Origin of the sequence: Streptomyces sp. NBC_01089 (assembly GCF_045162975.1) — a bacterium.
Taxonomy (GTDB): Bacteria; Actinomycetota; Actinomycetes; order Streptomycetales; family Streptomycetaceae; genus Streptomyces.
Map to the genome: position 1 here is coordinate 1,313,032 of NZ_CP108660.1, position 23,562 is coordinate 1,336,593.

Here is a 23,562-nt window from a genome sequence, read left to right on the forward strand (position 1 = left end):
GGCGACCAGCGGGCGTGCCGATCAGCCCAGAGCCGGGATGATCCGCTCGCCGTACGCGTCGATGACGGCCTCGCGCGCATCGTGCATCGCGTACACCGCGAACTGGTCCACGCCCAGCGCCCGCAGCTCCCGCAGCTTCTCGATGTGCGCGTCGGCCGGGCCGAGCAGACAGAAGCGGTCCACGATCTCGTCGGGCACGAAAGCGGCGTCCGGGTTCCCGGCCCGGCCGTGGTGGCTGTAGTCGTACCCCTCACGCTGCTCGATGTACGAGGTGAGCGCGTCAGGGACCTGCGCGGAGTGCTCCCCGTAGCGGGCCACCAGGTCCGCGACATGGTTGCCGACCATCCCGCCGAACCAGCGGCACTGCTCGCGGGCGTGGGCCAGATCGTCGCCGATGTACGCGGGCGCGGCCACGCAGATCTTCACCGCGTCCGGGTCCCGGCCCGCGTCGGACGCCGCCGTGCGGACCGCGGCGACCATCGAGGCGGTCAGATAGGGGTCGGCGAGCTGGAGGATGAACCCGTCGGCCTGCTGCCCGGCCAGTGCGAGGGCCTTGGGGCCGTACGCGGCCATCCAGACCGGCAGTTTCCCGTCCTCGACCCAGGACAGCCGCACCGGCCGCCCGTCCACGTCGGCCTCGCGCCCCTCGGCGAGGTCGCGGATGACGCCGATCGCCTCGCCCAGCGTGGCCAGCGTGTTGGGCTTGCGGCCCGCGACGCGCATCGCCGAGTCGCCGCGCCCGATACCGCAGACCGTGCGGTTGCCGTACATCTCGTTGAGCGTGGCGAAGGTCGAGGCGGTGACCTCCCAGGTCCGGGTGGACGGGTTGGTGACCATCGACCCCACGATCAGGCCGGTGGTGTGCTCCAGGATGCGGCTGTAGATGACGAACGGCTCCTGCCAGAGGACGGCCGAGTCGAAGGTCCAGCCGTGGCGGAAGCCGTTGCGCTCCGCGCGCCGCATCAGTCCGACGACGGCAGAAGCGGGCGGATCGGTCTGCAGGACGAGTCCGAAGTCCAAGGCATGGCTCCTAGTGCGGGTGCGGAGTCAGGAGATGAGGAAAGGATCAGTTGAGGAGAGGAACAGATGAGGAGAGGCGAGGAGAGGTGAGAGGGCGTCAGATGAGGCGACGGCCCGGGAATCCTTCCACATCGGACCGTGCGGAAGCCGGTGCGACAGCGCTTCGGACGCGAGTCGCGAGGGGACAATCCTGGACCGCCCGCGCGGCCTTGGGAAGACGGCCGTCACGAAGGCCCGCCGCAGTACCCTCTGTTGTCCGGTCCCGGGCCCCAGCAGAAGGAGAACGCCATGACCGTGAGCACGCGCGTCGAGGACCGCTCCGCCATCGCCGAGCTGATGACCGGATGGCTGCACCGCGACCTGGGTGAGTGGGATCAGCTGCGTGAGCTCTTCCATCCCGACGGCACCATCGAGATCACCTGGTTCGAGGGCCCGGCCGGAGAGTTCGTGGACGCCTCCGCGCGAATGGGCAGCTCCGATCTGCGGTCCAAGCACGTGATCGGCGGCCCGTCGATCACCTTCAACGGCGACCGGGCCCTGGTCGAGACCAACGCGATACTCATCGCCGAGAACGCCGCGCTCGATCTCGCCTGCACCGCGCACAACCGCTTCTGGGACCGCGTCGAACGGCGCGAAGGCGACTGGCGCATCGTCCACCGGGCGAGCGTGTACGACATGAGCGCGTTCAACTTCCTCGCGACGGTCCCGGACATCGACGAGAGCACGTTCCGGCGCCATCCGCGCGCCTACGCGGCCCTCGCCTACGTCCTGGAGAAGTCCGGCTTCCCGGTCGACCGGGAATTCCCCACCAGGGGCGGCGAGTTGGAGGCCGCCATGAAGGCGGCGGGACGGGCCTGGCTCGGCACAGCCTGACCCTGCTTCCGCGGTCAGCGCCCCGGCCGCGCGGCGTCCTTCACGACATCGGCGGGGACGTCCCGGACGCCCAGGCGCAGATGCTCCACGTGGTAGAGGGCCTGGTCGAGGAGTTCGGCCACGTGGTCGTCGTAGAGGGCGTAGACGATCGAGCGGCCGTGGCGCTCGCCGGTGACCAGCCCCAGGTTGCGCAGCAGGCGCAGTTGATGGGAGCAGGCCGAGGGCTCCATGTCGACGGCGGCCGCCAGCGCGCTCACCGAGCACGGCCCCTCCTGCAGCCGGGCCAGGATGTGCAGCCGTGAGGGGGTGGCGAGTGCCTGGAGCGTCGCGGCGACGTCAGCGGTCCCCACCGCGTCGAGACGCTCGCGGGTGGTGGCGCTGCTGGTGGTGTCGACTCCATGGCCCATGAGGCCATCGTACGCACCACACATGAATACCTCTTCAGATATTCCTGTACGGTGTGTGCGTTGCCACCGGTCCACCCGCGAAGGGTTGTTTCGTCATGTCTTCTGTCCTGGACCAACGCACCCCGCCGGCCACGGCCGGCCCGCGCCCCGCCCCGCCCCGGCGGCGCACCCGGGTCCTGGCGCTGCCGGAGACGCGGTGGGCGCTCGCATCCCTGGTGTTGTTCCTGTGCGCGCTGGCGCTGGATCTGTCCGGCGCCCCGGCGTGGGCCTGGGGTCCGCTGTTCGCCGCCACCTGTGTCACGGGCGGCTGGGAGCCGGGGTGGGAGGGTCTGAAGGCCCTGCGGGACAGGACGCTGGACGTGGATCTGCTGATGGTGGTCGCCGCGTGCGGCGCCGCGGCCATCGGCCAGGTCCTGGACGGGGCGCTGCTGATCGTCATCTTCGCGACCTCCGGCGCACTGGAGGCGCTGGCGACCGCCCGCACCGCGGACTCCGTACGCGGTCTGCTCGATCTCGCGCCCGGCACCGCGACCCGGCTCCTGCCCGACGGCGGTGAGGAGACGGTCGCCGCCGCGGACTTGAGGGGCGGGGACAGCATCCTGGTGCGGCCGGGCGAGCGGGTCGGCGCCGACGGCCGGATCCTGGACGGGGCGAGCGACCTCGACCAGGCCACCATCACCGGCGAGCCGCTGCCGGTGGCCAGACAGGCGGGCGACGAGGTGTTCGCCGGGACCGTGAACGGCACCGGCGCCCTGCGCGTACGGGTCGAGCGCGACCCGTCGGACTCGGTGATCGCCCGCATCGTGAAAATGGTCCAGGAGGCGTCCGGGACCAAGGCGCCCACCCAGCTCTTCATCGAGAAGGTCGAACAGCGCTACTCGGTCGGCATGGTGGCCGCCACCCTCGCCGTCTTCGCCGTGCCCCTCGCGTACGGCTCCGGGCTCGGGCCCGCGCTGCTGCGCGCGATGACCTTCATGATCGTCGCCTCACCCTGCGCCGTCGTGCTCTCCACCATGCCGCCGCTGCTGTCCGCGATCGCCAACGCCGGACGCCACGGGGTCCTCGCCAAGTCCGCCGTCGTCATGGAACGCCTCGGCCAGGTCGACGCCGTCGCGCTGGACAAGACCGGCACCCTCACCGAAGGCACGCCGCACGTCACCGCACTGACGGCCCTGCCCGGCAGCGGCCTGACCGACGACGCCCTGCTCACCCTGGCCGCCGCGGCCGAACTCCCGAGTGAACACCCGCTGGCCCGCGCCGTGGTCGAGGCCGCCCGCGAGCGCCACCTGTCACTGCCCGACGCGGTCGGCTTCGTCTCCGCTCCCGGCCGCGGGGTGAGCGCCACCGTCGACGGTCACCGCGTCCGTATCGGCTCCCCCGCCCGTCTCCTGCCCGCATCGGCCGCCGGGCCCGTACGGGAGGCCGTACGGGAACTGGAGGGCGCGGGACAGACGGTGATGCTCGTCCTTGACGACGACGCTCCGGCAGGTGTCATCGGCGTCGCCGACCGGCTGCGGCCGGACGCCGCCGCCACCGTCGCCGCCCTGGCCGAACTGACCGGCCGCGCCCCGGCCCTGCTGACCGGCGACAACGTGAACGCGGCGGGACAGCTGGCCGGCCAGGTCGGCATCACCGATGTCCGCGCCGCGCTCCTGCCCGATGACAAGGTCGCCGCGGTCCGGGCGTGGGAGCGCGAAGGCCGCCGGGTCCTGGTCGTCGGGGACGGTGTCAACGACGCCCCGGCGCTGGCCGCCGCACACACCGGCATCGCCATGGGCCAGGCGGGCAGCGACCTCGCCCTGGAGACCGCGGACGCCGTCGTCGTACGCGACGAACTCGCCGCGGTCCCCGCCGTGCTGCTGCTCTCCCGTGCCGCCCGGCGCCTGGTGATCCAGAACCTGGTCATCGCGGGAGCGTTCATCACCGCCCTGGTGACCTGGGACCTGGTCGCCACGCTGCCGCTGCCGCTCGGCGTCGCCGGGCACGAGGGCTCCACCGTGATCGTCGGCCTCAACGGTCTGCGGCTGCTGCGTGAAGCGGCCTGGAGGAGCCCCGTCCGGGGCGACGCCCGGTGAGCCGGCGCCCGGGCATCACGCGCCGGGCTGTCCCCCGCGCCCGGGCATCACGCGCCGGCTGTCCCCGCGCCCGCCCGGACCCGCCGGAGCCGAGCGCTCAGTGCGCGTACTCACCGAGCCCGCGCGGCACATAGGCCCCGTGCCCGGCGTGGCCGACGTAGTCACGGTTGTCGATCACCGGCACACCCCGGGACAGCACCGTCTCCACCCGGCCGGTCACACGCTTGCCCTCGTACGCCGAGTAGTCGACGTTCATATGGTGCGTCCCGGCCGACATGACCTGCTCGGCCGCCGGGTCGTAGACCACCACGTCGGCGTCGGCGCCCGGGCTGATCGTCCCCTTCTGCGGGTACAGGCCGAACATCCGCGCCGGGGCCGCGCAGGCGATCTCGATCCAGCGGCGGCGGCTGATGTGCCCGTCGACAACTGCCTGGTGCAGCAGGTCCATCCGGTTCTCCACCCCCGGCATCCCGTTCGGGATCTTCGAGAAGTCGCCCTTCCCCAGGTCCTTCTGGCCCTTGAAGCAGAACGGGCAGTGGTCGGTGGAGACCACCTGCAGATCGTTCGAGCGCAGTCCGCGCCAGAGCGCCTCCTGGTGCTCCGCGGGGCGCAGCGGCGTCGAGCAGACGTACTTGGCGCCCTCGAAGCCGGGCTCCGCCAGATTGTCCGTCGACAGGAAGAGGTACTGCGGACAGGTCTCGCCGTACACGGGAAGGCCCTCGTCCCTGGCCCGCGCCAGTTCGGCGACGGCCTGCTGCGCCGACACATGCACCACGTACAGCGGGGCGCCCGCGACCTGGCTCAGCTTGATCACCCGGTGCGTCGCCTCGGCCTCCAGCAGCGCGTTGCGGACTTCGCCGTGGTAGCGCGGGTCCTTCTCACCGCGCGCCAGCGCCTGCTCGACCAGTACGTCGATCGCGAGGCCGTTCTCCGCGTGGGTCATCACCAGACCGCCGTTGGACGCGGCTCGCTGCATGGCCCGCAGGATCTGCCCGTCGTCGGAGAGAAACACCCCCGGGTACGCCGTGAAGAGCTTGAACGAGCTGACCCCGCCCGCGACGAGCCGGTCCATCTCCTTGAGCGACGACTCGTTCACATCGGACATGATCATGTGGAAGGCGTAGTCGATCGCGCACTTCCCGTCCGCTTTCCCGTGCCAGGTGTCGAGCCCCTCACCGAGCGATCCGCCCTTGGACTGGATGGCGAAGTCGATGACGGTCGTCGTACCGCCCCAGGCCGCCGCCCGGGTCCCGGTCTCGAAGGTGTCGGACGCGAAGGTGCCGCCGAAGGGCATCTCCATGTGCGTATGGGCGTCGACCCCGCCGGGCACCACGTACTTCCCGGTGGCGTCGATCGTACGGCCGGCGGTCCAGCCCTCCGCGACGGCCGAGCCGTGCGCGGCGAGCGCGACGATCCGGCCGTCCTCGATGAGGACGTCGGCGTGGGTCTCCTCGGCGGCGGTGATGACGAGACCGCCGCGGATCAAGGTGCGGGTACTCATGGCGCTGTGCTCCCTCTCTCGTACCGCGGTGCCTGCTGCGTGATCTGCCGTCTACCCTGCGCGCAGGGCCTGTTCGAGGATGGCCGCGCCCGCCTCGGCCTCCGCGACATTGAGCGAGAGCGGGGGTGCGATACGCAGCACGCTGGTGTCGTGCCCGCCCCCCTTGCCGATCAGCAGCCCGCCCTCCCGGGCCGCCTCAAGGACGGCCGACGCCGCGTCCGGGTTCGCCTCGTCGGTGCCGGGCTTCACCAGCTCGACGCCGATCATCAGGCCGCGGCCGCGTACTTCGCGTACGAGCGGGGACTGCGCGCCGACGGCCCGCAGCCGCTCCAGGAGGAGGCCGCCGATCCGGCGGGCGTTGCCCTGGAGGTCGTGTTCCAGGAGGTAGGTGAGGTTGGCGAGGCCGGCGGCCATGGTGACCGGGGAGCCGCCGAAGGTCGAGATGGAGTTGGCGTCCAGGCAGTTCATGATGTCGGCGCGGGCGACGACACCGCCGATGGACATGCCGTTGCCGATGCCCTTGGCGAAGGTGAGGAGGTCGGGCGGGCCGTTCTCGGCGTGCGCCTGCCAGCCCCAGAAGTGGTCGCCGGTGCGCCCCCAGCCGGTCTGCACCTCGTCGGCGATCCAGAGGATGCCGTGCCGGTCGAGCACCTCGCGGAACGCGGCGTAGAGCCCGTCGGGCGGTGCGGTGAAGCCGCCGACGCCCTGGATCGGCTCGGCGATCAGGGCCGCCGGTTCACGGGTGTGGCCGAGCAGGTCCTCCAGGTCGGCGACGCACGCCTCGATGAACGCGGCGTCGCTGAGATGCGCGAACGGGCCCCGGCTGCGGACGCCGCCGTGGACGTAGAGCGTCTGGAGCGGGGAGAGCCCCGTCGGCGACCAGCCGCGGTTGCCGGTGATGCCGACGGCCGAGAAGGAGCGGCCGTGGTAGCTGTTGCGCATCGCGAGGATCTGGTGGGACCTTCGGTACGCGGTGGCGAGGAGCAGCGCGGTGTCGTTGGCCTCGGTCCCCGACGTGGTGAAGAAGACGCGGGCGTCCGGGATCCCGGAGAGCGTCGCGATCCGCTCGGCCAGCTCCACCATCGGCCGGTTGAGGTAGAGCGTCGAGGAGTGCACGATGCGCCCGGCCTGATCGCTGACCGCCTTGGTCACCTCGGGCAGCGCGTGGGCGGTCATGGTGGTGAGGATGCCGCCGAAGAAGTCGAGGTAGCGGTTGCCGTCCGCGTCCCAGACATGCCGTCCCTCGCCGTGGGTGATCTCGATCGGCTGCCGGTAGTAGGTGGCGAGCCAGTCGGGGAGGACGGCCCGGTGCCTGTTGTAGAGGTCGGTCACGGCTGCACCAGCCCCTCGTACGCGTCGGGCCTGCGGTCCCGGTAGAACGCCCACTGCTGGCGGACCTCGTCGATGAGGTCCAGGTCGAGATCGCGGACGAGGAGCTCCTCGCTCTTGTCGTCGGCGACGTCCCCGACGAACTGGCCGCGCGGGTCGACGAAGTAGCTCGTGCCGTAGAAGTCGTTGTCGCCGTACTCCTCCTGGCCGACCCGGTTGATGGCGGCGATGAAGTACTCGTTGGCGACGGCGGCGGCCGGCTGCTCCAGCTGCCAGAGATAGGCGGACAGACCGCGTGAGGTGGCGGAGGGGTTGTAGACGATCTGCGCGCCGTTCAGGCCGAGTTGGCGCCAGCCCTCCGGGAAGTGGCGGTCGTAGCAGATGTACACACCGACCTTGCCCACGGCGGTGTCGAAGACCGGCCAGCCCGCGTTGCCCGGTTTGAAGTAGTACTTCTCCCAGAAGCCCTTGACCTGCGGGATGTGGTGCTTGCGGTACTTGCCGAGGTACGAGCCGTCGGCGTCGATGACGGCCGCCGTGTTGAAGTAGAAGCCCGACTGCTCCTGCTCGAAGACCGGAACCACGATCACCATGCCGGTCTCGCGGGCGAGTTCCCGCATCCGGGTCACGGTCGGCCCGTCGGGCACGGGCTCCGCCCAGCGGTAGTGCTCGGCCTCCTGCACCTGGCAGAAGTACGGGGCGTTGAAGACTTCCTGGAATCCGATGATCCGCGCACCCTGGCGGGCGGCCTCACGGGCATGTTCCTCATGCTTGGCGATCATGGATTCGGTGTCGCCGGTCCAGGTGGCCTGGACCAGTGCGGCGCGTACGACGTGGGACATGTGCAGCTCCTTCAACAGGGCGCCACGAAGCTCTACGCACGTAGATGGCTTGCGTAGGAGGAGAACGTAAGCCCCGTCACACACTGGGGCAAGACCATCGCCGTTAACCGGCAGAGTCGATCACGTTCCGCCTCATCATGATCACTTCACCATCCCGCCGTGATCAAATTGCGCGTCCCGCTCCGTTTGGCAGCGCGACGGACGGACAGTCGCCCAGCGCCGGTCCGCCCGCCCGGAGCCCCGTCAGCCGAACGTCACCGCGATCCCGGTGTGCGGCCGCTTGCCGAGCCGGATGATGGCGCCCGGGACGTCGAGGAGCACGAACTGCCAGGTGTACTTGGCCCGCAGCAGCCGCCGCACCCGCCGGGTGCCCGCCTCATCGAGCAGTCGCCCGACCCCCTCCGCGGCCGTCGCGCCCTCCGCGACCCTGCCGCGTACGTCGCAGACGGCCACCCGCACGCGGGTGTCCCGGCGCAGCCGCTTGACCTTCCAGGAGTCGGTGCGGGTCCAGATGAAGAGCTCGCCGGCGTCCTGCGCGGCCCATACGGGGGTGGCGACCGGTGTGCCGTCCTTGCGGAAGGTGGTCAGGCTGACGTATTTACTGCGGCCGAGCGCATCGGGAATCATGCCCGGAGCCTAGGGTGTGTCTTCAAAGGTCAGATCCATAACAGGATTGAGGCGATGGTGACGGTGGCCTGGAACGACTCGTGGGTCTTGTCGTAGCGGGTGGCCAGGCCGCGCCATTGTTTGAGCCGGTTGAAGCAGCGCTCGACGACGTTGCGGAGTCGGTAGACCTCCCTGTTGAAACGCGGTGGTCGGCCGCCACGTGAGCCTCGGCGTAGGCGGCCGCTGGCCTGGTCGATGCGTTCGGGAATCGTGTGGCGGATGCCGCGCTTTCGCAGGTAGGCGCGGATCTTACGGGAGCTGTAGCCCTTGTCCGCGATGACGTGGTCGGGCCGGGTGCGTGGCCGGCCTGGACCGATGCGGGGAACGCAGATGGCGTCCAGGACCTCCTCGAAGCGAGTGCAGTCGTTGACGTTCCCGCCGGTCAGAACGAAGGCGAGTGGGCGGCCGTGTCCGTCGCAGACCAAGTGGAGCTTGGTGCTCAGTCCGCCTCGGGATCTACCGAGGGCGTGATCACCCGCTTCGTCCCCCTCGGTGACCCCTTTTTGCCGCCGGCGGCGTGCTGATGGGCCCGCACGATCGTGGAATCGACCGACACCAGCCAGTCGATGTCCCCGGCCGCATCTTTCTCCGCCTGCAGAGCCCGCAGCATGCGAGAGAACGTGCCATCCAGTGCCCACCTGCGGAAACGCGTGTAGAGCGTCTGCCAGGAGCCGTAGCGTTCCGGCACATCCCGCCAGGCCGACCCCGTGCGCAACTTCCACACAATCCCGTTCAGCACCACGCGGTCATCCGACCGCGGCCGCCCCGCCGTCCCCGAACTCGGCAACAACCGCGACAGGACAGCCCACTCAGCATCCGACAGCTCATGACGACGCACCACAACCGACATGATCCCTCAACACCTAAAACAGCTTTGAAGACACGGCCTAGGGCGTGTCCTCCGGTACGGCGCGGCGCCCCTCGGACCGCACCGCCCCGCTTCGCCGTCGAGCAGGTGACTGCGCAGGAAGGCCAGTTCGGCGTCGACGGCCTGCTCGTGCGCGTCCAGGAACGGCGCGTAGCGCCCGCCGGGCAGCCTGACCAGCTCCGCACCGGGCACCCGCCGCGTCGCACGGAGAGCTGGGCCGGCGAGCGCGGACCGGTCCTGGTCGCAGACGACGACCAGCAGCGGGCACCGACCACCCACAAGGTGCTCCTCTACCACTTCGACGGCGCGGACGACCTGCTCAAGCAGGCCATCCTGCGCCTGCGGGAGCGGCGCATCAGCAATGCGCCGGCCGCCGCCGCACAGGGCCCGGACGACCGGTCACTGGCCGACCGGGTGCGCGCGATGTGGCCCGTCCTGATGGGGGCGGAGTCGGGGCTGCGGGTACTCGACCAGGCGATCGGGCTTGCGATGTACGACCCGGGCCGTTACGGGGAGTTCGTACGGGAGGCGTCGGCGCAGTACCTGCCCTCACTGCGGTCCATCTGCCCGGAACACTGGTCCGAGCGACGGAAGTCCGAGGTCGCCGAGATGATCCTCGCCGTACTGCGCGGCTTTCGGGTGGACTGGCTGACCAGCGGTGACACCGAAGGCGTCGGCGCGGGCTTCGATGCGCTGGTCCGGGCACTGGAGAGAGGAAGCCGCCCCGGCCTGATCCGGGCGAAGGACCTCGGCGCCCGGATCCGCCGAACGGTCAGACCACCCCCGCCAAAGCGCAGCGTTCGGCGATCTCGTCCATGGAGAGACCGAGCGCCGCCGCCAGCGCGGCGACCGTGAAGAAGGCCGGGGTCGGGGCCCGCCCCGTCTCGATCTTCCGCAGCGTCTCGGCGGAGACACCCGCCGCCGTGGCGACCTCGGTCATGGTGCGCGCGCCGCGCGCCTCGCGGAGCAGACGGCCGAAACGCTCGCCGCGTGCGCGCTCTTCTGGGGTGAGAGGGGTACGGACCATGCCGTCATTCTAATACCGCCGAGACCGGTATAGTAATTGGCATGGTTGAACTCAAGACAGACCTGTCGGTAGACGCGATGCGCGAAGCGGGCCGCGTCGTCGCCCAAGCCCTGGCAGCGGTGAGATCCGCGGCCCGCGTCGGAGTCACACTGCGGGCGCTCGACGCGGCCGCGCACACGATCCTCCGCGAAGCCGGGGCCGGATCCCCCTTCCTCGGCTACCACCCGGACTTCGCCCCCGTACCGTTCCCCGCCGTCCTCTGCGTCTCCGTCAACGACGCGATCGTGCACGGTGTCCCGGACGGATACCGTCTCCGCGACGGCGATCTGGTCAGCGCGGACTTCGGCGCGACCCTGAACGGCTGGGCCGGGGACTCCGCCATCAGCTTCACGGTCGGGCGCCCGCGCCCCGACGACCTGCGCCTCATCGAGACCGCCGAACGCGCCCTGGCCGCGGGCATCGCCGCGGCCGTGGTCGGCAACCGGATCGGCGACATCGCCCACGCGGTCGGACGGGTCTGCCGCACCGCCGGGTACGGCATCCCCGACGGGTTCGGCGGCCACGGCATCGGCCGCGCCATGCATGAGGACCCCGGCGTCCCGAACGAGGGCCGGCCGGGGCGCGGCATGCCGCTGCGCCACGGCATGGTGCTGGCCATCGAGCCGATGGTGATCGCGGGCGGCGGCGACGGGTACTACGCGGCCCCCGACGGCTGGACGCTGCGCACCGTGGACGGCAGCCGCGCCGCCCACGCCGAGCACACCGTCGCCATCACCGACGCGGGCCCGCGCATCCTCACGGCGCTCTGAGCCGCGGCCCCGGAAGGGCACCCCCTCAAGGGCGCCCGTCCGGACGTACCACCATCGCGGAGCCGCCGCCGCGGCGCACCGGTTCAGCCGCGGCCAGCCAGCGGCCGTCCGGCAGCCGCTGCACCCCGGTCGCCGCGCCGATCTCCGGGTTGAGTGTGAACTTGTGCCCGAGCGCCTCCAGCCGGCCACGCAACGGACTGTTGTACAGGGCAGGTTCGAGCTCCGTCGTGGCGGCGTCGCGCTGGCTCGCCCGCGGCGCGGCGATCGCGTCCACCAGCGGCAGCCCGCGGTCGAGATGGCCGATGAGGGTCTGGAGCACGGTGGTGATGATGGTCGCGCCGCCCGGCGATCCGACGGCGAGCACCGGCTTCCCGTGGCGCAGGACGATCGTCGGCGAGATCGACGACCGGGGCCGCTTCCCGGGCCCCGGCAGGTTGGGGTCGTGGACGGCCGGGTTCGCCGGGGCGAACGAGAAGTCCGTCAGCTCGTTGTTGAGCAGGAAGCCGCGGCCCGGCACGGTCATGGCGCTGCCGCCGGTCTGCTCGATGGTCAGCGTGTACGCGACGACGTTGCCCCACTTGTCGGCCACCGTCAGATGCGTGGTGTTCTCCCCCTCGTACGTGGTGGGGGCCGCGCCGCCGCCGCTCCCGCACCGCGCCGGGTGGCGCGGGTCGCCCGGCGCCAGCGGGCTCTTCAGTACCGCGTCGTCCTTGATGAGGCAGGCGCGGGAGTCCGCGAAGCGCTGGGAGAGCAGCCCCTTGGTGGGTACGGACTCGTAGGCCGGGTCACCGACCCAGCGGCCCCGGTCCGCGAACGCGATCCGGCTCGCCTCGATGTAGTGGTGCAGATACTGCACTTCGGACGCCTTCGAGAGGTCCGTCCGCTCCAGGATGTTGAGCGCCTCGCCGACCGTGGTGCCGCCCGATGACGACGGCGCCATGCCGTACACGTCGAGGCCGCGGTACGAGGTCTCGGTGGGGGCCCGGTGCAGCGGCTCGTACGCCCGCAGGTCCTTCGTGGTCAGGTCGCCGGGGCGGGCGTCGCGGGTCGAGCCGGGGGCCAGATCCGGTTTCCTGACGGTCCGTACGATGTCCCGCCCCAGGCTGCCGCGGTAGAGCTCGCCGACGCCCTTGCGGCCCAGCTCCTCGTAGGTGCGGGCCAGATCCGGGTTCTTCAGCGTGGAGCCCACCGCGGGCGGCTCGCCGCCGGGCAGGAAGAGCTTCGCCGTCGCGGGGAAGTCCGCGAACCGCGCCTGGTTGTCCTGCGTCTGGCCGCGGAAGGTGGGGTCGACGGTGAAGCCGTCCCTGGCGATCCGCTCGGCCGGTTTCAGTACGGCCCCCAGCGACTTGCGTCCCCAGGAGGAGAGCGCGGAGTCCCAGGTGGCGGCGGTGCCCGGGGTGCCCACGCTGAGACCGCTGGTGACGGCGTCCGCGAAGGGCAGCGGCTTGCCGTTCTCCAGGAAGAGCGAGGAGTCGGCGGAGCGCGGCGCGGTCTCGCGGCCGTCGATGGTCCGCACCCGGTGGGTCCTGGCGTCGTAGTAGACGAAGTAGCCGCCACCGCCGATGCCCGCCGAGTACGGCTCGGTCACTCCGAGCGCGGCGGCCGTGGCCACCGCGGCGTCCACCGCGTTACCGCCCTCGCGGAGCACCTCGATGCCCGCGGCCGACGCGTCCGCGTCGACGCTCGACACGGCGCCGCCGTATCCGACAGCGACCGGTGACTTGCCCGCCGCCTTCGCCGCCGTCCTCCCCTGGGGCTGCCCCGGCGGTGCTCCGGCGGAGGGCGGCGCGGTCGCGCCCAGCGACAACACGGCGGCGGCGACGGCCAGATACGACAGCTTCCGGACGGTGACACGGCGCATCCATGACCTCCAGAGGAGAGACGTACGACGCAGAGTAGCCCGCCCGCTCCGTCTTCGTCATGGACACGTCGGTAGCATGCCGCCTCGTACCGGACCGGACTTCCGAGGTGTGTGCCAGTGAACGACGACCTGCGCAATATTCTGCTCGGCGTGATCGCCGCCGGCGTCAGCGCCGCACTCGGCTGGCTCGCGCGCACCTCGCTGTGGCGGCGCGGACTCCGCAGGAAGCAGCGGTTCTTCGGGCTGCCGGGGAACTCCGAGTGCCTGCTGGTCGTCAACCGTGAGGCGGGCGGCGACGGCGCGGTCGCCCGCAATGACGTCTTCGCGCTGCTCGAACTCTCCGCCCTGGTCAAGGACTGCGGCGCCCACGCCCAGATCCTCCCGGCCGACACCGCTCAGCAGGGGATCGGTGAGCGTACGGAGTTCTGCGTCGGGGGCCCCGCGTCCAACCGCCGGATGGGCGCGCACCTCCAGTCGCTGCTGCCCGGGGTCGACGTGAACACCGATGTGGAGCCGGGGCCCGACCGGACCGCCTTCCAGATCGGCAGTGAGCGCTACCGGCTGGAGAGCGGCCGGCTCGCCCATGTCCTGCTGGCCCGGCTGACCGCGCAGCCCGGCGCGCGGCCGGTCTTCCTCTTCTGCGGCCAGCAGTCCATCACCAACCAGGCGGCCTCCCGCTATCTGGCCCGCAACCACGAGAAGCTGGCGCGCAAGTACGGTGACAAGTCGTTCTGTCTGCTGCTGAAGGTGGTCAACTCGCAGGCGTACGGCCCGGATGTGGTGGAACTGGTCGCGGACGTCACGCGCGCGGCCCAGACCCCGATCCCCGCACCCCGTACGTCGCATCGCGCGGATCGCTGACCGGCACACCGGCGGGCGCCCACTCCCGGATCAGCGCCACAAGACCGGCCGGGTCCATATCGAAGACCTGCGCCTCGATGCAGAGGCCCTGCGCCTGCTCGCTCCGGCCGAGCGACGGCGCGAGCCTGCGGTACATCGACCGCGGCCGGCAGAACCGGGGCAGCGCACCGGCCCCCGGCTCGAAGTCCACGACGACATGGGTACCGGTCCGTCCGCCCTCGGTGACCTCGGCGGCCGACACACCCGCCACCGCGGTCCACGGCACCGTACGGGTGGGCCAGCTGGGCAGACGTACGGCCAGGCCGCCGGCGTCCGGGGTGAGCCGCAGCGGCCGCACCAGATAGCCGACGAACGTGGCCGTGAAGAAGGCGAGCAGCAGCCCGGCGATCACCATCAGGGTGCCGCCGACCGCTCCGTACGCCCCCGAGACGACCGGCGGGATGGCCAGGACCCAGGCGACGAGCACCACCACCGCCGCCACCGGGACCCACTGGAGCTTCCCCCTGAGCCGCAAGGTCATGTCCGTTCGCCTCCGGTCCGCGCCGCTCTCTGAATTCGTCACACCGAGATTCGTCACACCGAGAGCTTGGGACGCCGATCGCGTTTGCGCCAGGGTTTCGCTGAATTTCGGTCAATGGCGTGATGGCGCCGATGGCGCTCAGCGGCGGCCGCCGCGACCGGGCGGGCCTGAGGTTCCCGTCGCGTAACGCCGCGACATGAGCCCGCCCGGCCGCGCGGCAGTCGGCGGGCCGTCATCCGGCCCTGGTGACCGACACCGTCGACCCGCTGTACATCGAGCACAACCCGACCGGCGCGCAGCTGACCTTCTCCTCGCCGAGTCCGACCGGTCATACCTGTCGGTCCCGTCGCGCGAGAAGTGATCACCGGCTGCTGCCGGGCGGGCATGGTGCCCCACGTGCTACTGCGCACCCGGCAGCAGCGTTCCTGGTTCGGCCGGACCCGGCCGTCTGCGGACGGTCGATGACGCAAACTATCCACCCCGACAAGGGACTTCACACCCGACACGCGCTAAGTAGCCATAAACCGTATTTGTATTGAAAAGCGGTGAAGTGCACCAATTCGGGCAGTCAGCCCTCCGCCGCTTCCGAGTAGACCTGGGAGAGTTCGGGTGCGCCGCCGACCGCCCAGTCGAGGCCGGCCTCGACCACATTGATCTCGCGTCCCGACTCCAGCCTGACCACCGGCGTACCGCCCGGCAGGACGTCCCAGGCGGCGCCGGGGACCGTCCTGACGAGGATGGTCCCGAGATAGAGACCCGCGTCGTTGCCCAGCCAGGGCAGCTCCTCGGGATCGTCGCGCCAGTGCGGCGGAAGCTGGTCGAGCGCGGCCAACGAGGCGGGTGAGTCGTCGAGTTGAAGCCCTTCCTGTCCGGCCCTGGCCCGCAGCAACTCGCATTCGGAGAGCAGCTCGCCCACCCCCTGCGGGTCGTTGCGTACCGCCGTGGCGAGTGTCGCCGCGTATTCCGTGCCGTGCCGCCTGCGCCATTGGTCAAGGAAAGGGATATTCACACCACTCAGCCTCGCATTCAGCCGGACAGTCGCACCAACAGGCGCGCGGGCCCCCGGGCCTCAGACGTCGAGATCGACGACGACCGGGGCATGGTCGGACGCGCCCTTCCCCTTGCGCTCCTCGCGGTCCACATAGCTGTCCTTGACGGCCGCCGCGAAGGGTTCGTTGCCGTACACCAGGTCGATACGCATGCCCCTGTTCTTCGGGAACGCGAGCTGGCGGTAGTCCCAGAAAGTGTACGGGCGGTCGTACTTGAGCGGACGGGGCATCACATCGCTCAGCCCCGTCTCGCGCAGCGCGGCGAGCGCGGCCCGCTCGGCCGGGGTGACATGCGTGGCGCCCTCGAACAGCGAGGGGTCCCAGACGTCCTCGTCCACCGGGGCCACGTTGAAGTCCCCGAGGACGGCGAACGGGCGCGCGCCCGCCGCGTCCGCGGCGGCCGCCTCCTTCAGCGCGGCGAGCCACTGCAGCTTGTACGTGTAGTGCGCGTGGTCGACCTCGCGGCCGTTCGGCACGTACACCGACCAGACCCGGACCGGGCCGCAGGTCGCCGAGATAGCCCTCGGCTCCTCGGTGCCCTCGTAGCCGGGGCCGCCGGGCAGGCCCGTGACCACGTCCTCCAGGCCGACCCTGGAGATCAGTGCCACCCCGTTCCACCGGCCGGTGGCGTGGACCGCCGACTCGTACCCCAGCTCGCGCAGCTCGTCGGCGGGGAACTGCTCGGCGGAGCACTTGGTCTCCTGGACGCACAGCACGTCCGTGCCAGTGCTCTCCAGCCAGGCCAGCACCCTCGGGATACGGGCGGTGATCGAATTGACGTTCCAGGTCGCGATGCGCATGGAACCAAACCTAGCTCGTGGCACCGACAGTCAGAGCTCTGTGGTGTCCCCCGGCATCAGACGGGTGTGGCCGGCGCCGCCCAGATTGCCGATATGTGTGTCGTACATACCGCGCGCCAGGTCCTTGAGCAGCACGTCATGGATGTCGATGGCACGCTGCGGCCGCACCTCGCGGACGTAGTCGATCACCTCGGAGATCTTGTTCCACGGGGCGTGCACCGGCAGCATCAGTGTCTCGACCGGCTGATTGGGAACGGTGAAGGCGTCACCGGGGTGGAAGACCGAACCGTCCACCAGAAAGCCGACGTTGGTGATCCGCGGCAGATCCGGGTGGATCACGGCGTGCAGCTCGCCGTGCACCTGAATGTCGAACCCCGCGGCCTCGAAGGTGTCGCCGTGGCCGACGGTGTGGACCCGGCCGGGGAACCCGGCGGAGAGCTGCTCGGCGACGCTGCGCAGGGTCCAGATCTGCGCGGTCGGGTTCGCCTCCATCCCGGCGCGCAGCCGGTTCTCGTCGAAGTGGTCGGGGTGCTCATGGGTCACGAGAATGGCGTCGGCGCCGAGCGCCGCGTCCGCCTCGCTGAACCCACCGGGGTCGATGACGAGCGTGCGCCCGTCCTTCTCCAGCCGGATGCAGGCGTGGGTCTTCTTCGTCAGTTCGATCGTCATACCCACCATCCTGCTACGTCTCGGGGGTGGTCTCCTGCTGGATCACGGTCCGGGCCACATCGAACGCCGAGTTCGCCGCGGGAACACCGCAGTAGACCGCGGTCTGGAGCAGCACTTCCTTGATCTCCGACGGGGTGAGTCCGTTGCGCAGGGCCGCACGGACGTGGGAGGCGAGCTCCTGCGGATGACCGCCGGCGACCAGCGCCGTCAGCGTCACCACGCTGCGGGTACGGCGGTCGAGCCCGTCCCTGGTCCAGATCTCGCCCCAGCTGTAGCGGGTGATCAGCTCCTGGAAGTCCGCGGTGAACCCGTCGGCGGCGGCCTCCACCCGGTCCACATGGGCATCGCCCAGGACCTCGCGGCGCACCTTCACGCCCGCGTCGTACGGGTCGGGGCGCCCGGCGGGCACCGCCTCCGGCTGGAGCGCAGCGGGGGCGATCTCGGCGATGGGCGCCACCGGGACCGAGAGACCCGGTACCTGCGGCGGGACCGGTATCGACGGCGATGTGGTCGACGAGGTCGACGCGACGTTGTCCTGCCAGGCCGTGGAGAAGTGCCGTACCAGCAGATCGGTGACGGCCGCGGGCTGCTCGACCGGCGCCAGATGGGAGGCGGCCGGGACCATCGCGAGCCGTGCGTCCGGTATCCCGGCCACCAGCGTCCGGGCGTCGGCGGGCCCGGTCACCCGGTCCTCGGCGCCGACGACGACCAGGGTGGGCACGCCGATCCGGCCCAGCTCGGCGCGGCTGTCGAAGGCGGCGAGCGCCTCACAGGCCGCGATGTAGCAGCCGGGGTCGGTGGTACGGACCATCTGCACGGCCCACTCGACGATGGCGGGCTGCGCCGTCGCGAAACCGTGCGTGAACCAGCGCTCGGGCGCGCTGCGCGCCATCGGGTCGAGCCCGTTGGTGCGGACGATCACCCCGCGCTGGCGGAACTCGTCGGCGGTACCGAACCGGGGCGAGGCGGCGACCAGGGCGAGCGAGGCGACCCGCTCCGGGTGGCGCAGGGCCAGCTCCATGCCGATAGCGCCTCCGATGGAGCATCCCGCGTACCCGAAACGCTGCACGCCGAGCCCGTCGAGCGTGGCCAGCAGCCGCTCGGCGATCCCGGCGACGGAGGGGACGGGGTGGGCGGGAGCGCCGCCGTGACCGGGCAGGTCGAAGCGCAGGACGCGCCAGGTCCTGGCCAGCTCGGGCGTCTGCCGATCCCACATATGCCACGTGGTACCCAGTGAGGGACCCAGGACCAGCACCGGTGCGTCTTCTGGCCCGTCGAAGCGGTATTGGAGGGTGTTCTTCGGTGTCTCGCTCACTCGTCCGACCCTCTCATCTGTCGCGAGATGTCACATCGCCGGGGTGGACCTCCAGGTAAGCGCCCACCGGCGTGTACGCGCGAACCTGCCGTCAGTCTGTCATCCGCACCCGCGCCCTTCCCAATTTCTGCGGGCGAGCGCCATGGGCTGTCGATCACCGGGCCGGTGTTGAGACGCCGTACAGAGGCCGTTAAGAGCACAGGGCGACACTGACGCTTCACCAGATGCGTCCTTCGGCAGACAGAGGGAGAGACATGTCCGCTGTGCTTGTCCATTCACAGGGCTCCGACAGGCTGTCGGCCGCCGGATTGAGGGCGATGCTCCGGGAACTGGAGCCACGGTCGGTGTCCCTGGTCGACTCCGCGGCCGAGGCCGACGTCGTCGTGTACGCCTCGCACGTGGTGAGCGGCACCGAAATGTGTCTGCTGCGGCACCAGGCCGAGCAGCACAGGGCGAAACTCGTCCTGGTGGTGGCCAAGATACCGGGCATCGGTCTGCACAACCTGGTGACCTGTCGTATCCACGCCGTCCTGAGCCGCGACGAGGCCGACAGCGACACCATCGGCCGTGCCGTGCACGCCGCCCGCAACGGCGAGGGCGTATTCCCTCAGACGCTCCAGGGGTCCCTCGTCGCCCAGCTCGGCCGGCTGGAGGAGGAAGTGCTGCGTCCGGCAGGACAGACCCTGACCGGTCTCAACCCGCGTGACATCGAGGTACTGCGGCTCATATCCGAGGGGCTGGGCACCAGCGAGATCGCCACCAAGCTCGCCTACTCGGAGCGCACCGTCAAGAACGCCGTCCACTCCATCACGGCCCGCCTCGGGGCCCGCAACCGTGCGCAGGCGGTGGCCCAGGCCGTCCGCGAGGGGCTGTTCTGATCGCCGCTCCGACCGCTGTTCCGGCCCCCGTTCTGATCTCCACTCCGACCGCTGTTCCGGCCCCTGTTCCGACCGCTGTTCCGACCGCTGTTCCGACTCCTGCCCCGGTCGGTGGGCCCGCCGCGCCCCCTGCCGGGCGCCGTCAACGGCTGCCGAGCAGGCGGCTGCACTCGGCCGCCTCCGGGGCGTCGAGTCCTTCGAAGACCTTCAGCGCCGTCCGCCACGCCTCGGAGGCGCCTGCGGTGTCACCCGCTCCGTCGCGCAGCCGGCCGATCCACACCAGCGTCTGAGCGTGCCGGAAGCTGTCGCCCAGGGACTGGAACACCGAATCGGCCTTGTACATGAATCGCTGGGCGTCGCGGGTGCTGCCGACAGCGAGCTGGGCCTGGCCCAGTTGCATCATCGCGTCCGCCTCACCACGGGTGTAGCCCGACTTGCGCCAGAAGCCCATCGCCCGCTGCAGTACGTCGATCGCCTTCCCCGGGCTGCCGGTCGCCATCAGGACACGGCCGAGCGCGCTGAGCGCCCAGGCGGTGCCCCAGTGGTCGTCGGTACGTTCGTAGGCGCGGCGGGCCGACTCGAAGGTGTGCAGGGCCTGGGCGGGCCTGCCGGTGCGCAGATACAGGTCGCCCAGCGGCACCAGCACTGTGCCCAACTGCCAGTACTCCCCGAGTTGCTGGAACTCCGCCGCCGCACGGGTGAGCTGCTTGCGGGCCTGCCGGTAGCGGCGCAGATCCAGGTGGGCCAGCCCGGACGCGGCCCGGACCTGCGCCAGTCCGGTACGGGATCCCGCCCGGCGCGCGGCGAGAGCGCCCACCCGCAGCGAGAGGAGCCACAGCGACCAGTTCTTGCGTACGTAGAACCAGGTGGTCATCGCTACGGGAATGCGCCAGGCCACGTCGTACTGCCCGCAGCGGAGGGCCAGTTCGCTGGTGGCGACCAGGGAATGCTGACGGGTGGCGAGCCAGCGCGCCGCACCGCGCCGGTCGGTCGGACCTCCGGTGGACCACGGGGTGGGCTGGGCCGGGAAGAAGTCCCTCAGCGGGCGCGGCGCGATCAGGGTGCTGGCCCCGCACACCGCGTGCAGCGTCCAGCGCAGCAGGCGCAGGTGGGCGGCCTCCAGTTCGCCGGTGGTCATCACCTCCGCGGCCAGTTCGCGGGCGAACTCGCCCAGCAGGTCGTGGAAGCGGTAGCGGCCCGAACCCACTTCGGACAGCAGTGTGTTGGCAGTCAGCTCGGCCAGCAGCTCTGCGGCCTGCCGGGGAGAGCGGTTCAGCAGCGCGCCGGCCGCCTGGAGGTCGATGTGGGAGCCCGGGCACAGGCTCAGCAGACAGAACGCCTCCCGTGCCTGGGCGGACAGTTCCTCGATGGAGGCCCGGAAGACGGTGCGCAGGTCGACGCCGATCTCCGGGAGTCCTGAGGAGAGCATGTCGAGACGGTTGCCGCCGTCGCGTACGCGCTCCAGCAGCTCGTGCAGCGGCATCTGGGGGCTGCTCACCACGCGGTTGCCGATCACGGCTACGGCCAGTGGTAACCGGGCGCAGTAGCGGACGAGTTCGTCCGCCGCCGCAGGCTCGGCGCCGGTGCGGCTGAACCCCGCGCAGGCGTCGAGCAGTTTCCTGGCGTCCTCGTGACTCATCGGCCCGAGCAGGAGGGGCCGTCCGGCGTGCCGCACCACGAGGGTGTCCAGCCGGCGGCGGCTGGTGATGAGGGTGGCGCAGCCGGGGCCCGACGGCAGCAGTGGCAGCGCCTGCTCGGTACATCGCACATCGTCGAGCACGACCAGCAGCCTGCGGTCCTCAGTGAGGGCGCGGAAGAGCGCGGCGCGGGCGGTGACGGTGTGCGGCATACGGTCGGGGGCGACGTCGAGCGCGACGAGGAAGTCGTACAGCGCCTCGCCTGCGTCCAGCGGTGCTGCGGTCGGGTTGAATCCGCGCATCTCGGCGTGGAGGCAGCCGTCGGGGAACTCCTTGACGGAGCGGTGGGCCCACTCGAGCGCCAGTGTGGTCTTTCCTACGCCGCCGCTGCCGGCCACCACACAGAGCCGTGCTGCGCCGCCGGGCGCGAGGATCTCCCTCAGGGTGGCCAGCGCTCCCTCGCGGCCCACGAACCGCCCGGGCCGCGGCGGCAGATGGCGCATGGCTGATCCCTGGCCGCCCCCGCTGCCCGACGGCGCGGCGCGTTCGGCCGGGGTCCGCGAAAGTATCCGGGGCGCGCCGGGCGCGGCCCCCTGTGCGGCGGGAGCGGCGCCCTGCACGACACCACCTTCGCGCAGTCGCCGGTACAGTTCGCGCAGCGCGGCCCTCGGTGGGACCGCGAGTTCCTCGCGCAGCCTGTGGTCGATGCGGTCGTACAGGCGGAGCGCCTCGTCGCGGTGCCCGCTGCGCTCCAGCGCGGTCATCATCAGCGCGTGCGCGGACTCGCGGAGGGGGTGGTCGCGGACCACCGGTGACAGCTCCTGGACAACGATGTCGTAGTGCCCCAGCTCTGTCATCAGCCGGGCGTAGTCCTCGACGGTCGACAGTCTGAGCCCGGTCAGCCGCTCCCGCTCGGCCTGGGCGAACGGCCCCGGCACGCCCTGGAGCGAGGTACCGCGCCACATGTCGAGTGCCCTGCGCAGGTCTCTGGCGGCGGCGTCCGGGGCACGGCCGCGGTCGGTTCTGGCGCGGGCGCACAGGTCGAGGAACCGGGTGCTGTCCAAGTGCGCGGGGGGCAGCCGCAGACAGTAGCCGCCCGTGACACTCGCGAGCACGCCGTCGGTGGCGCGCTGCTGGTGCCCGGGGTCCAACTGCTTGCGCAGCGCGGCGATGTACGTGTGGATGTTCCCGCTCGCGTTGCCGGGCAGATGCTCGCCCCACACCGCGTCCATGAGCTGTTCCTTGGAGACCACACTGCCGGCCAGGCTGGACAGATAGGCGAGTACGGCCTGCCGCAGCGGCGGACCCGCGCTCTGCCGCACCCCGCCGACCTCGACGGTCACGGAACCCAGTATGCCTATCCGCACCGGCGCCGCGGTTCTCGCTGGCTGGACAGCCCTGTACAGATGGTTCACGGACATCCCCCCATCGTCGCGTACGACGCGAGCGGGCGGACGGCACGCACTGCTTACCCGCTGCTTCCCGTACCCCACCGTACGGAAACCGGGTAACCGGTTCGGGAATGAACCGGCCGGCCCCGCCCGGGCCGTTCGCCCCGGCGTGCTCGGTCAAGCACCTGCCAGGACTGGCTGCTACCAGTGTTCGCATCGACGAGCGTACCAGCTCCGGCCGTATTTACTCCTTGGCGCCGTTGAGGGCGGAAAGGATGTGCGGCCAGGCCGCAGCGCCGAGCGCGGCGTCCGGGCCGGGGCCGCCGCCGATGGCGTACACCGGCTCGCCCGCCAGCTCCGGCTCCCCCGGCAACAACGGGTGGTGGCCCGCGCCCGGGTCACTCACCACGGTCACCTCGCCGCCCGACTTCCGTATCCTGCGCTGCAGTTCGTACGCGTACTCCAGTGACGGCCACATCGCGTCCGCCCCGCCGGCCACCAGCACCACCCGGGCCGGTGTTCGCTCCACCGGGATCGCCGCGGCAGCCGCCTGCGCCGCGAACGTCCGGGCGCTGTGCTCGTACAGCGCCCGGAACCCCACGGGACCGGTGCCGTCCTGCCTCGGCAGGTGGGCCGCGTCGTACGGGGTGAACGGCAGCGGCACACCGTGGTGGGACCAGGAGGAACGGAATGGGTACGAGCGCCCGTCCGCGCCCGCACCGAGGTTGGCCCACACCACCGATGTCGGCGCGATCGCCACCACGGCAGCCACCCGCGGGTCGTGCACCGCGAGCAGCAGCGCAGCCTCCGCGCCCTTGGACTCGCCCAGCACGCCAACGCGCCGCGCACCGCGTGCGCACAGCAGGTCCACCGCGGCGGTGAACGTCTCCAGCGGGATCTCGCAGATGCCGGGCGGTTGGCCGGGACCGCCGAACCAGCGGACCGAGAGCGCCGTCAGCCCCTCGGCCGCGAGCAGCCGGCAGCGCTCATCCGCTATCTCCCCACCCGATCCGCCGAGCACCAGCACCGCCCGGCCGGAGCTGCCCGCAGGCTCGGTGAGCACACCCTCCCAGGGTTCGGTGATGGACTGGGTCGTGATCTTCGTTGCGTTGTGCACGACGGCTCCTGACCGGTCGGCGGGCGGGGGAACGGCTACCGGCGGGC

General features: G+C 71.1%; 22 protein-coding genes. 6 read left to right on the forward strand and 16 right to left on the reverse strand.

Features of this window, described 5'->3' with window-relative positions; translation table 11 throughout:
* Nucleotides 1-21: 21 nt before the first annotated feature.
* Nucleotides 22-1,020 (reverse strand): TIGR03842 family LLM class F420-dependent oxidoreductase, encoded by a 999-nt coding sequence (locus tag OG510_RS05810; protein ID WP_406135647.1) that lies wholly within the window; start codon nucleotides 1,018-1,020, stop codon nucleotides 22-24.
* Between the two features lie 288 nt (nucleotides 1,021-1,308).
* Between OG510_RS05810 and OG510_RS05815 the strand changes: the two genes are divergently transcribed.
* Nucleotides 1,309-1,893 carry a nuclear transport factor 2 family protein gene (locus tag OG510_RS05815; protein ID WP_406135648.1) on the forward strand — a complete coding sequence of 195 codons (585 nt, stop codon included), beginning with the start codon at nucleotides 1,309-1,311 and terminating at the stop codon, nucleotides 1,891-1,893.
* 14 nt (nucleotides 1,894-1,907) lie between these two features.
* Here OG510_RS05815 and OG510_RS05820 read toward each other — a convergent pair whose 3' ends face one another.
* Nucleotides 1,908-2,300 (reverse strand): ArsR/SmtB family transcription factor, encoded by a 393-nt coding sequence (locus OG510_RS05820; RefSeq protein ID WP_406135649.1) that lies wholly within the window; start codon nucleotides 2,298-2,300, stop codon nucleotides 1,908-1,910.
* Between the two features lie 95 nt (nucleotides 2,301-2,395).
* Between OG510_RS05820 and OG510_RS05825 the strand changes: the two genes are divergently transcribed.
* Nucleotides 2,396-4,375 (forward strand): heavy metal translocating P-type ATPase, encoded by a 1,980-nt coding sequence (locus OG510_RS05825; RefSeq protein WP_406135650.1) that lies wholly within the window; start codon nucleotides 2,396-2,398, stop codon nucleotides 4,373-4,375.
* A gap of 97 nt (nucleotides 4,376-4,472) precedes the next feature.
* Here OG510_RS05825 and hydA read toward each other — a convergent pair whose 3' ends face one another.
* The 5 genes from hydA to OG510_RS05850 form a co-directional block, all read right to left on the reverse strand.
* Nucleotides 4,473-5,876, reverse strand: a complete 1,404-nt coding sequence (gene hydA / locus OG510_RS05830; RefSeq protein WP_406135651.1) for a dihydropyrimidinase — start codon at nucleotides 5,874-5,876, stop codon at nucleotides 4,473-4,475.
* A 51-nt stretch (nucleotides 5,877-5,927) separates the two neighbouring features.
* Nucleotides 5,928-7,208 (reverse strand): aspartate aminotransferase family protein, encoded by a 1,281-nt coding sequence (locus OG510_RS05835; RefSeq protein WP_406135652.1) that lies wholly within the window; start codon nucleotides 7,206-7,208, stop codon nucleotides 5,928-5,930.
* On the reverse strand, nucleotides 7,205-8,047 hold the full coding sequence (locus OG510_RS05840; RefSeq protein WP_406135653.1) for a nitrilase-related carbon-nitrogen hydrolase: 843 nt from the start codon (nucleotides 8,045-8,047) through the stop codon (nucleotides 7,205-7,207). Before OG510_RS05840 ends, OG510_RS05835 begins: the two co-directional genes overlap by 4 nt.
* 243 nt (nucleotides 8,048-8,290) lie before the next feature.
* On the reverse strand, nucleotides 8,291-8,674 hold the full coding sequence (locus tag OG510_RS05845; protein ID WP_406135654.1) for a PPOX class F420-dependent oxidoreductase: 384 nt from the start codon (nucleotides 8,672-8,674) through the stop codon (nucleotides 8,291-8,293).
* Nucleotides 8,675-8,703: 29 nt separating this feature from the next.
* Nucleotides 8,704-9,563, reverse strand: a protein-coding gene (locus OG510_RS05850; protein WP_371628189.1) for an IS5 family transposase whose coding sequence is annotated in 2 segments (ribosomal slippage) — nucleotides 8,704-9,203 and nucleotides 9,203-9,563 — 861 coding nt in all. Because the reading frame shifts where the segments join, the coding sequence is not laid out codon by codon here.
* A gap of 105 nt (nucleotides 9,564-9,668) precedes the next feature.
* On the opposite strand from OG510_RS05850, the gene OG510_RS05855 reads away from it, so the two are divergent.
* On the forward strand, nucleotides 9,669-10,436 hold the full coding sequence (locus OG510_RS05855) for a hypothetical protein (protein ID WP_406135655.1): 768 nt from the start codon (nucleotides 9,669-9,671) through the stop codon (nucleotides 10,434-10,436).
* Here OG510_RS05855 and OG510_RS05860 read toward each other — a convergent pair.
* Complete coding sequence (locus OG510_RS05860) at nucleotides 10,354-10,608, reverse strand: helix-turn-helix domain-containing protein (RefSeq protein WP_406135656.1); 255 nt, start codon at nucleotides 10,606-10,608, stop codon at nucleotides 10,354-10,356. The genes OG510_RS05855 and OG510_RS05860 overlap by 83 nt on opposite strands.
* Nucleotides 10,609-10,649: 41 nt before the next feature.
* Between OG510_RS05860 and map the strand changes: the two genes are divergently transcribed.
* A complete protein-coding gene (map, locus tag OG510_RS05865; RefSeq protein WP_406135657.1) occupies nucleotides 10,650-11,417 on the forward strand; it encodes a type I methionyl aminopeptidase in 768 nt (255 codons plus the stop codon).
* Nucleotides 11,418-11,442: 25 nt separating this feature from the next.
* Here the strand turns inward: map and ggt are convergent, their stop codons facing one another.
* Complete coding sequence (ggt, locus tag OG510_RS05870) at nucleotides 11,443-13,278, reverse strand: gamma-glutamyltransferase (RefSeq protein ID WP_406135658.1); 1,836 nt, start codon at nucleotides 13,276-13,278, stop codon at nucleotides 11,443-11,445.
* A 117-nt stretch (nucleotides 13,279-13,395) separates the two neighbouring features.
* On the opposite strand from ggt, the gene OG510_RS05875 reads away from it, so the two are divergent.
* A complete protein-coding gene (locus tag OG510_RS05875; RefSeq protein ID WP_406135660.1) occupies nucleotides 13,396-14,139 on the forward strand; it encodes a hypothetical protein in 744 nt (247 codons plus the stop codon).
* Here OG510_RS05875 and OG510_RS05880 read toward each other — a convergent pair.
* From OG510_RS05880 to pcaC, 5 genes are all read right to left on the reverse strand, one after another.
* On the reverse strand, nucleotides 14,078-14,659 hold the full coding sequence (locus OG510_RS05880) for a hypothetical protein (protein WP_406135661.1): 582 nt from the start codon (nucleotides 14,657-14,659) through the stop codon (nucleotides 14,078-14,080). The genes OG510_RS05875 and OG510_RS05880 overlap by 62 nt on opposite strands.
* A 568-nt stretch (nucleotides 14,660-15,227) precedes the next feature.
* Nucleotides 15,228-15,668, reverse strand: coding sequence for a DUF6278 family protein (locus OG510_RS05885; RefSeq protein WP_406135662.1), 441 nt, complete (start codon nucleotides 15,666-15,668; stop codon nucleotides 15,228-15,230).
* 60 nt (nucleotides 15,669-15,728) lie between these two features.
* The gene (locus OG510_RS05890) at nucleotides 15,729-16,508 is read right to left on the reverse strand and encodes an exodeoxyribonuclease III (protein ID WP_406135663.1); all 780 of its coding nucleotides are present in this window, start codon (nucleotides 16,506-16,508) and stop codon (nucleotides 15,729-15,731) included.
* 30 nt (nucleotides 16,509-16,538) lie between these two features.
* Complete coding sequence (locus OG510_RS05895; RefSeq protein ID WP_406135664.1) at nucleotides 16,539-17,186, reverse strand: MBL fold metallo-hydrolase; 648 nt, start codon at nucleotides 17,184-17,186, stop codon at nucleotides 16,539-16,541.
* A 4-nt stretch (nucleotides 17,187-17,190) separates the two neighbouring features.
* The gene (pcaC, locus tag OG510_RS05900; RefSeq protein ID WP_406135666.1) at nucleotides 17,191-18,492 is read right to left on the reverse strand and encodes a 4-carboxymuconolactone decarboxylase; all 1,302 of its coding nucleotides are present in this window, start codon (nucleotides 18,490-18,492) and stop codon (nucleotides 17,191-17,193) included.
* Nucleotides 18,493-18,746: 254 nt separating this feature from the next.
* On the opposite strand from pcaC, the gene OG510_RS05905 reads away from it, so the two are divergent.
* Nucleotides 18,747-19,370: a response regulator transcription factor gene (locus OG510_RS05905; RefSeq protein ID WP_164265585.1), complete on the forward strand. Its 624-nt coding sequence runs from the start codon at nucleotides 18,747-18,749 to the stop codon at nucleotides 19,368-19,370.
* A gap of 142 nt (nucleotides 19,371-19,512) precedes the next feature.
* Here the strand turns inward: OG510_RS05905 and OG510_RS05910 are convergent, their stop codons facing one another.
* Complete coding sequence (locus tag OG510_RS05910) at nucleotides 19,513-22,350, reverse strand: AfsR/SARP family transcriptional regulator (protein ID WP_406135668.1); 2,838 nt, start codon at nucleotides 22,348-22,350, stop codon at nucleotides 19,513-19,515.
* Between the two features lie 292 nt (nucleotides 22,351-22,642).
* Nucleotides 22,643-23,515, reverse strand: a complete 873-nt coding sequence (locus tag OG510_RS05915; RefSeq protein WP_406135670.1) for an acyl-CoA thioester hydrolase/BAAT C-terminal domain-containing protein — start codon at nucleotides 23,513-23,515, stop codon at nucleotides 22,643-22,645.
* Nucleotides 23,516-23,562: the final 47 nt, after the last annotated feature.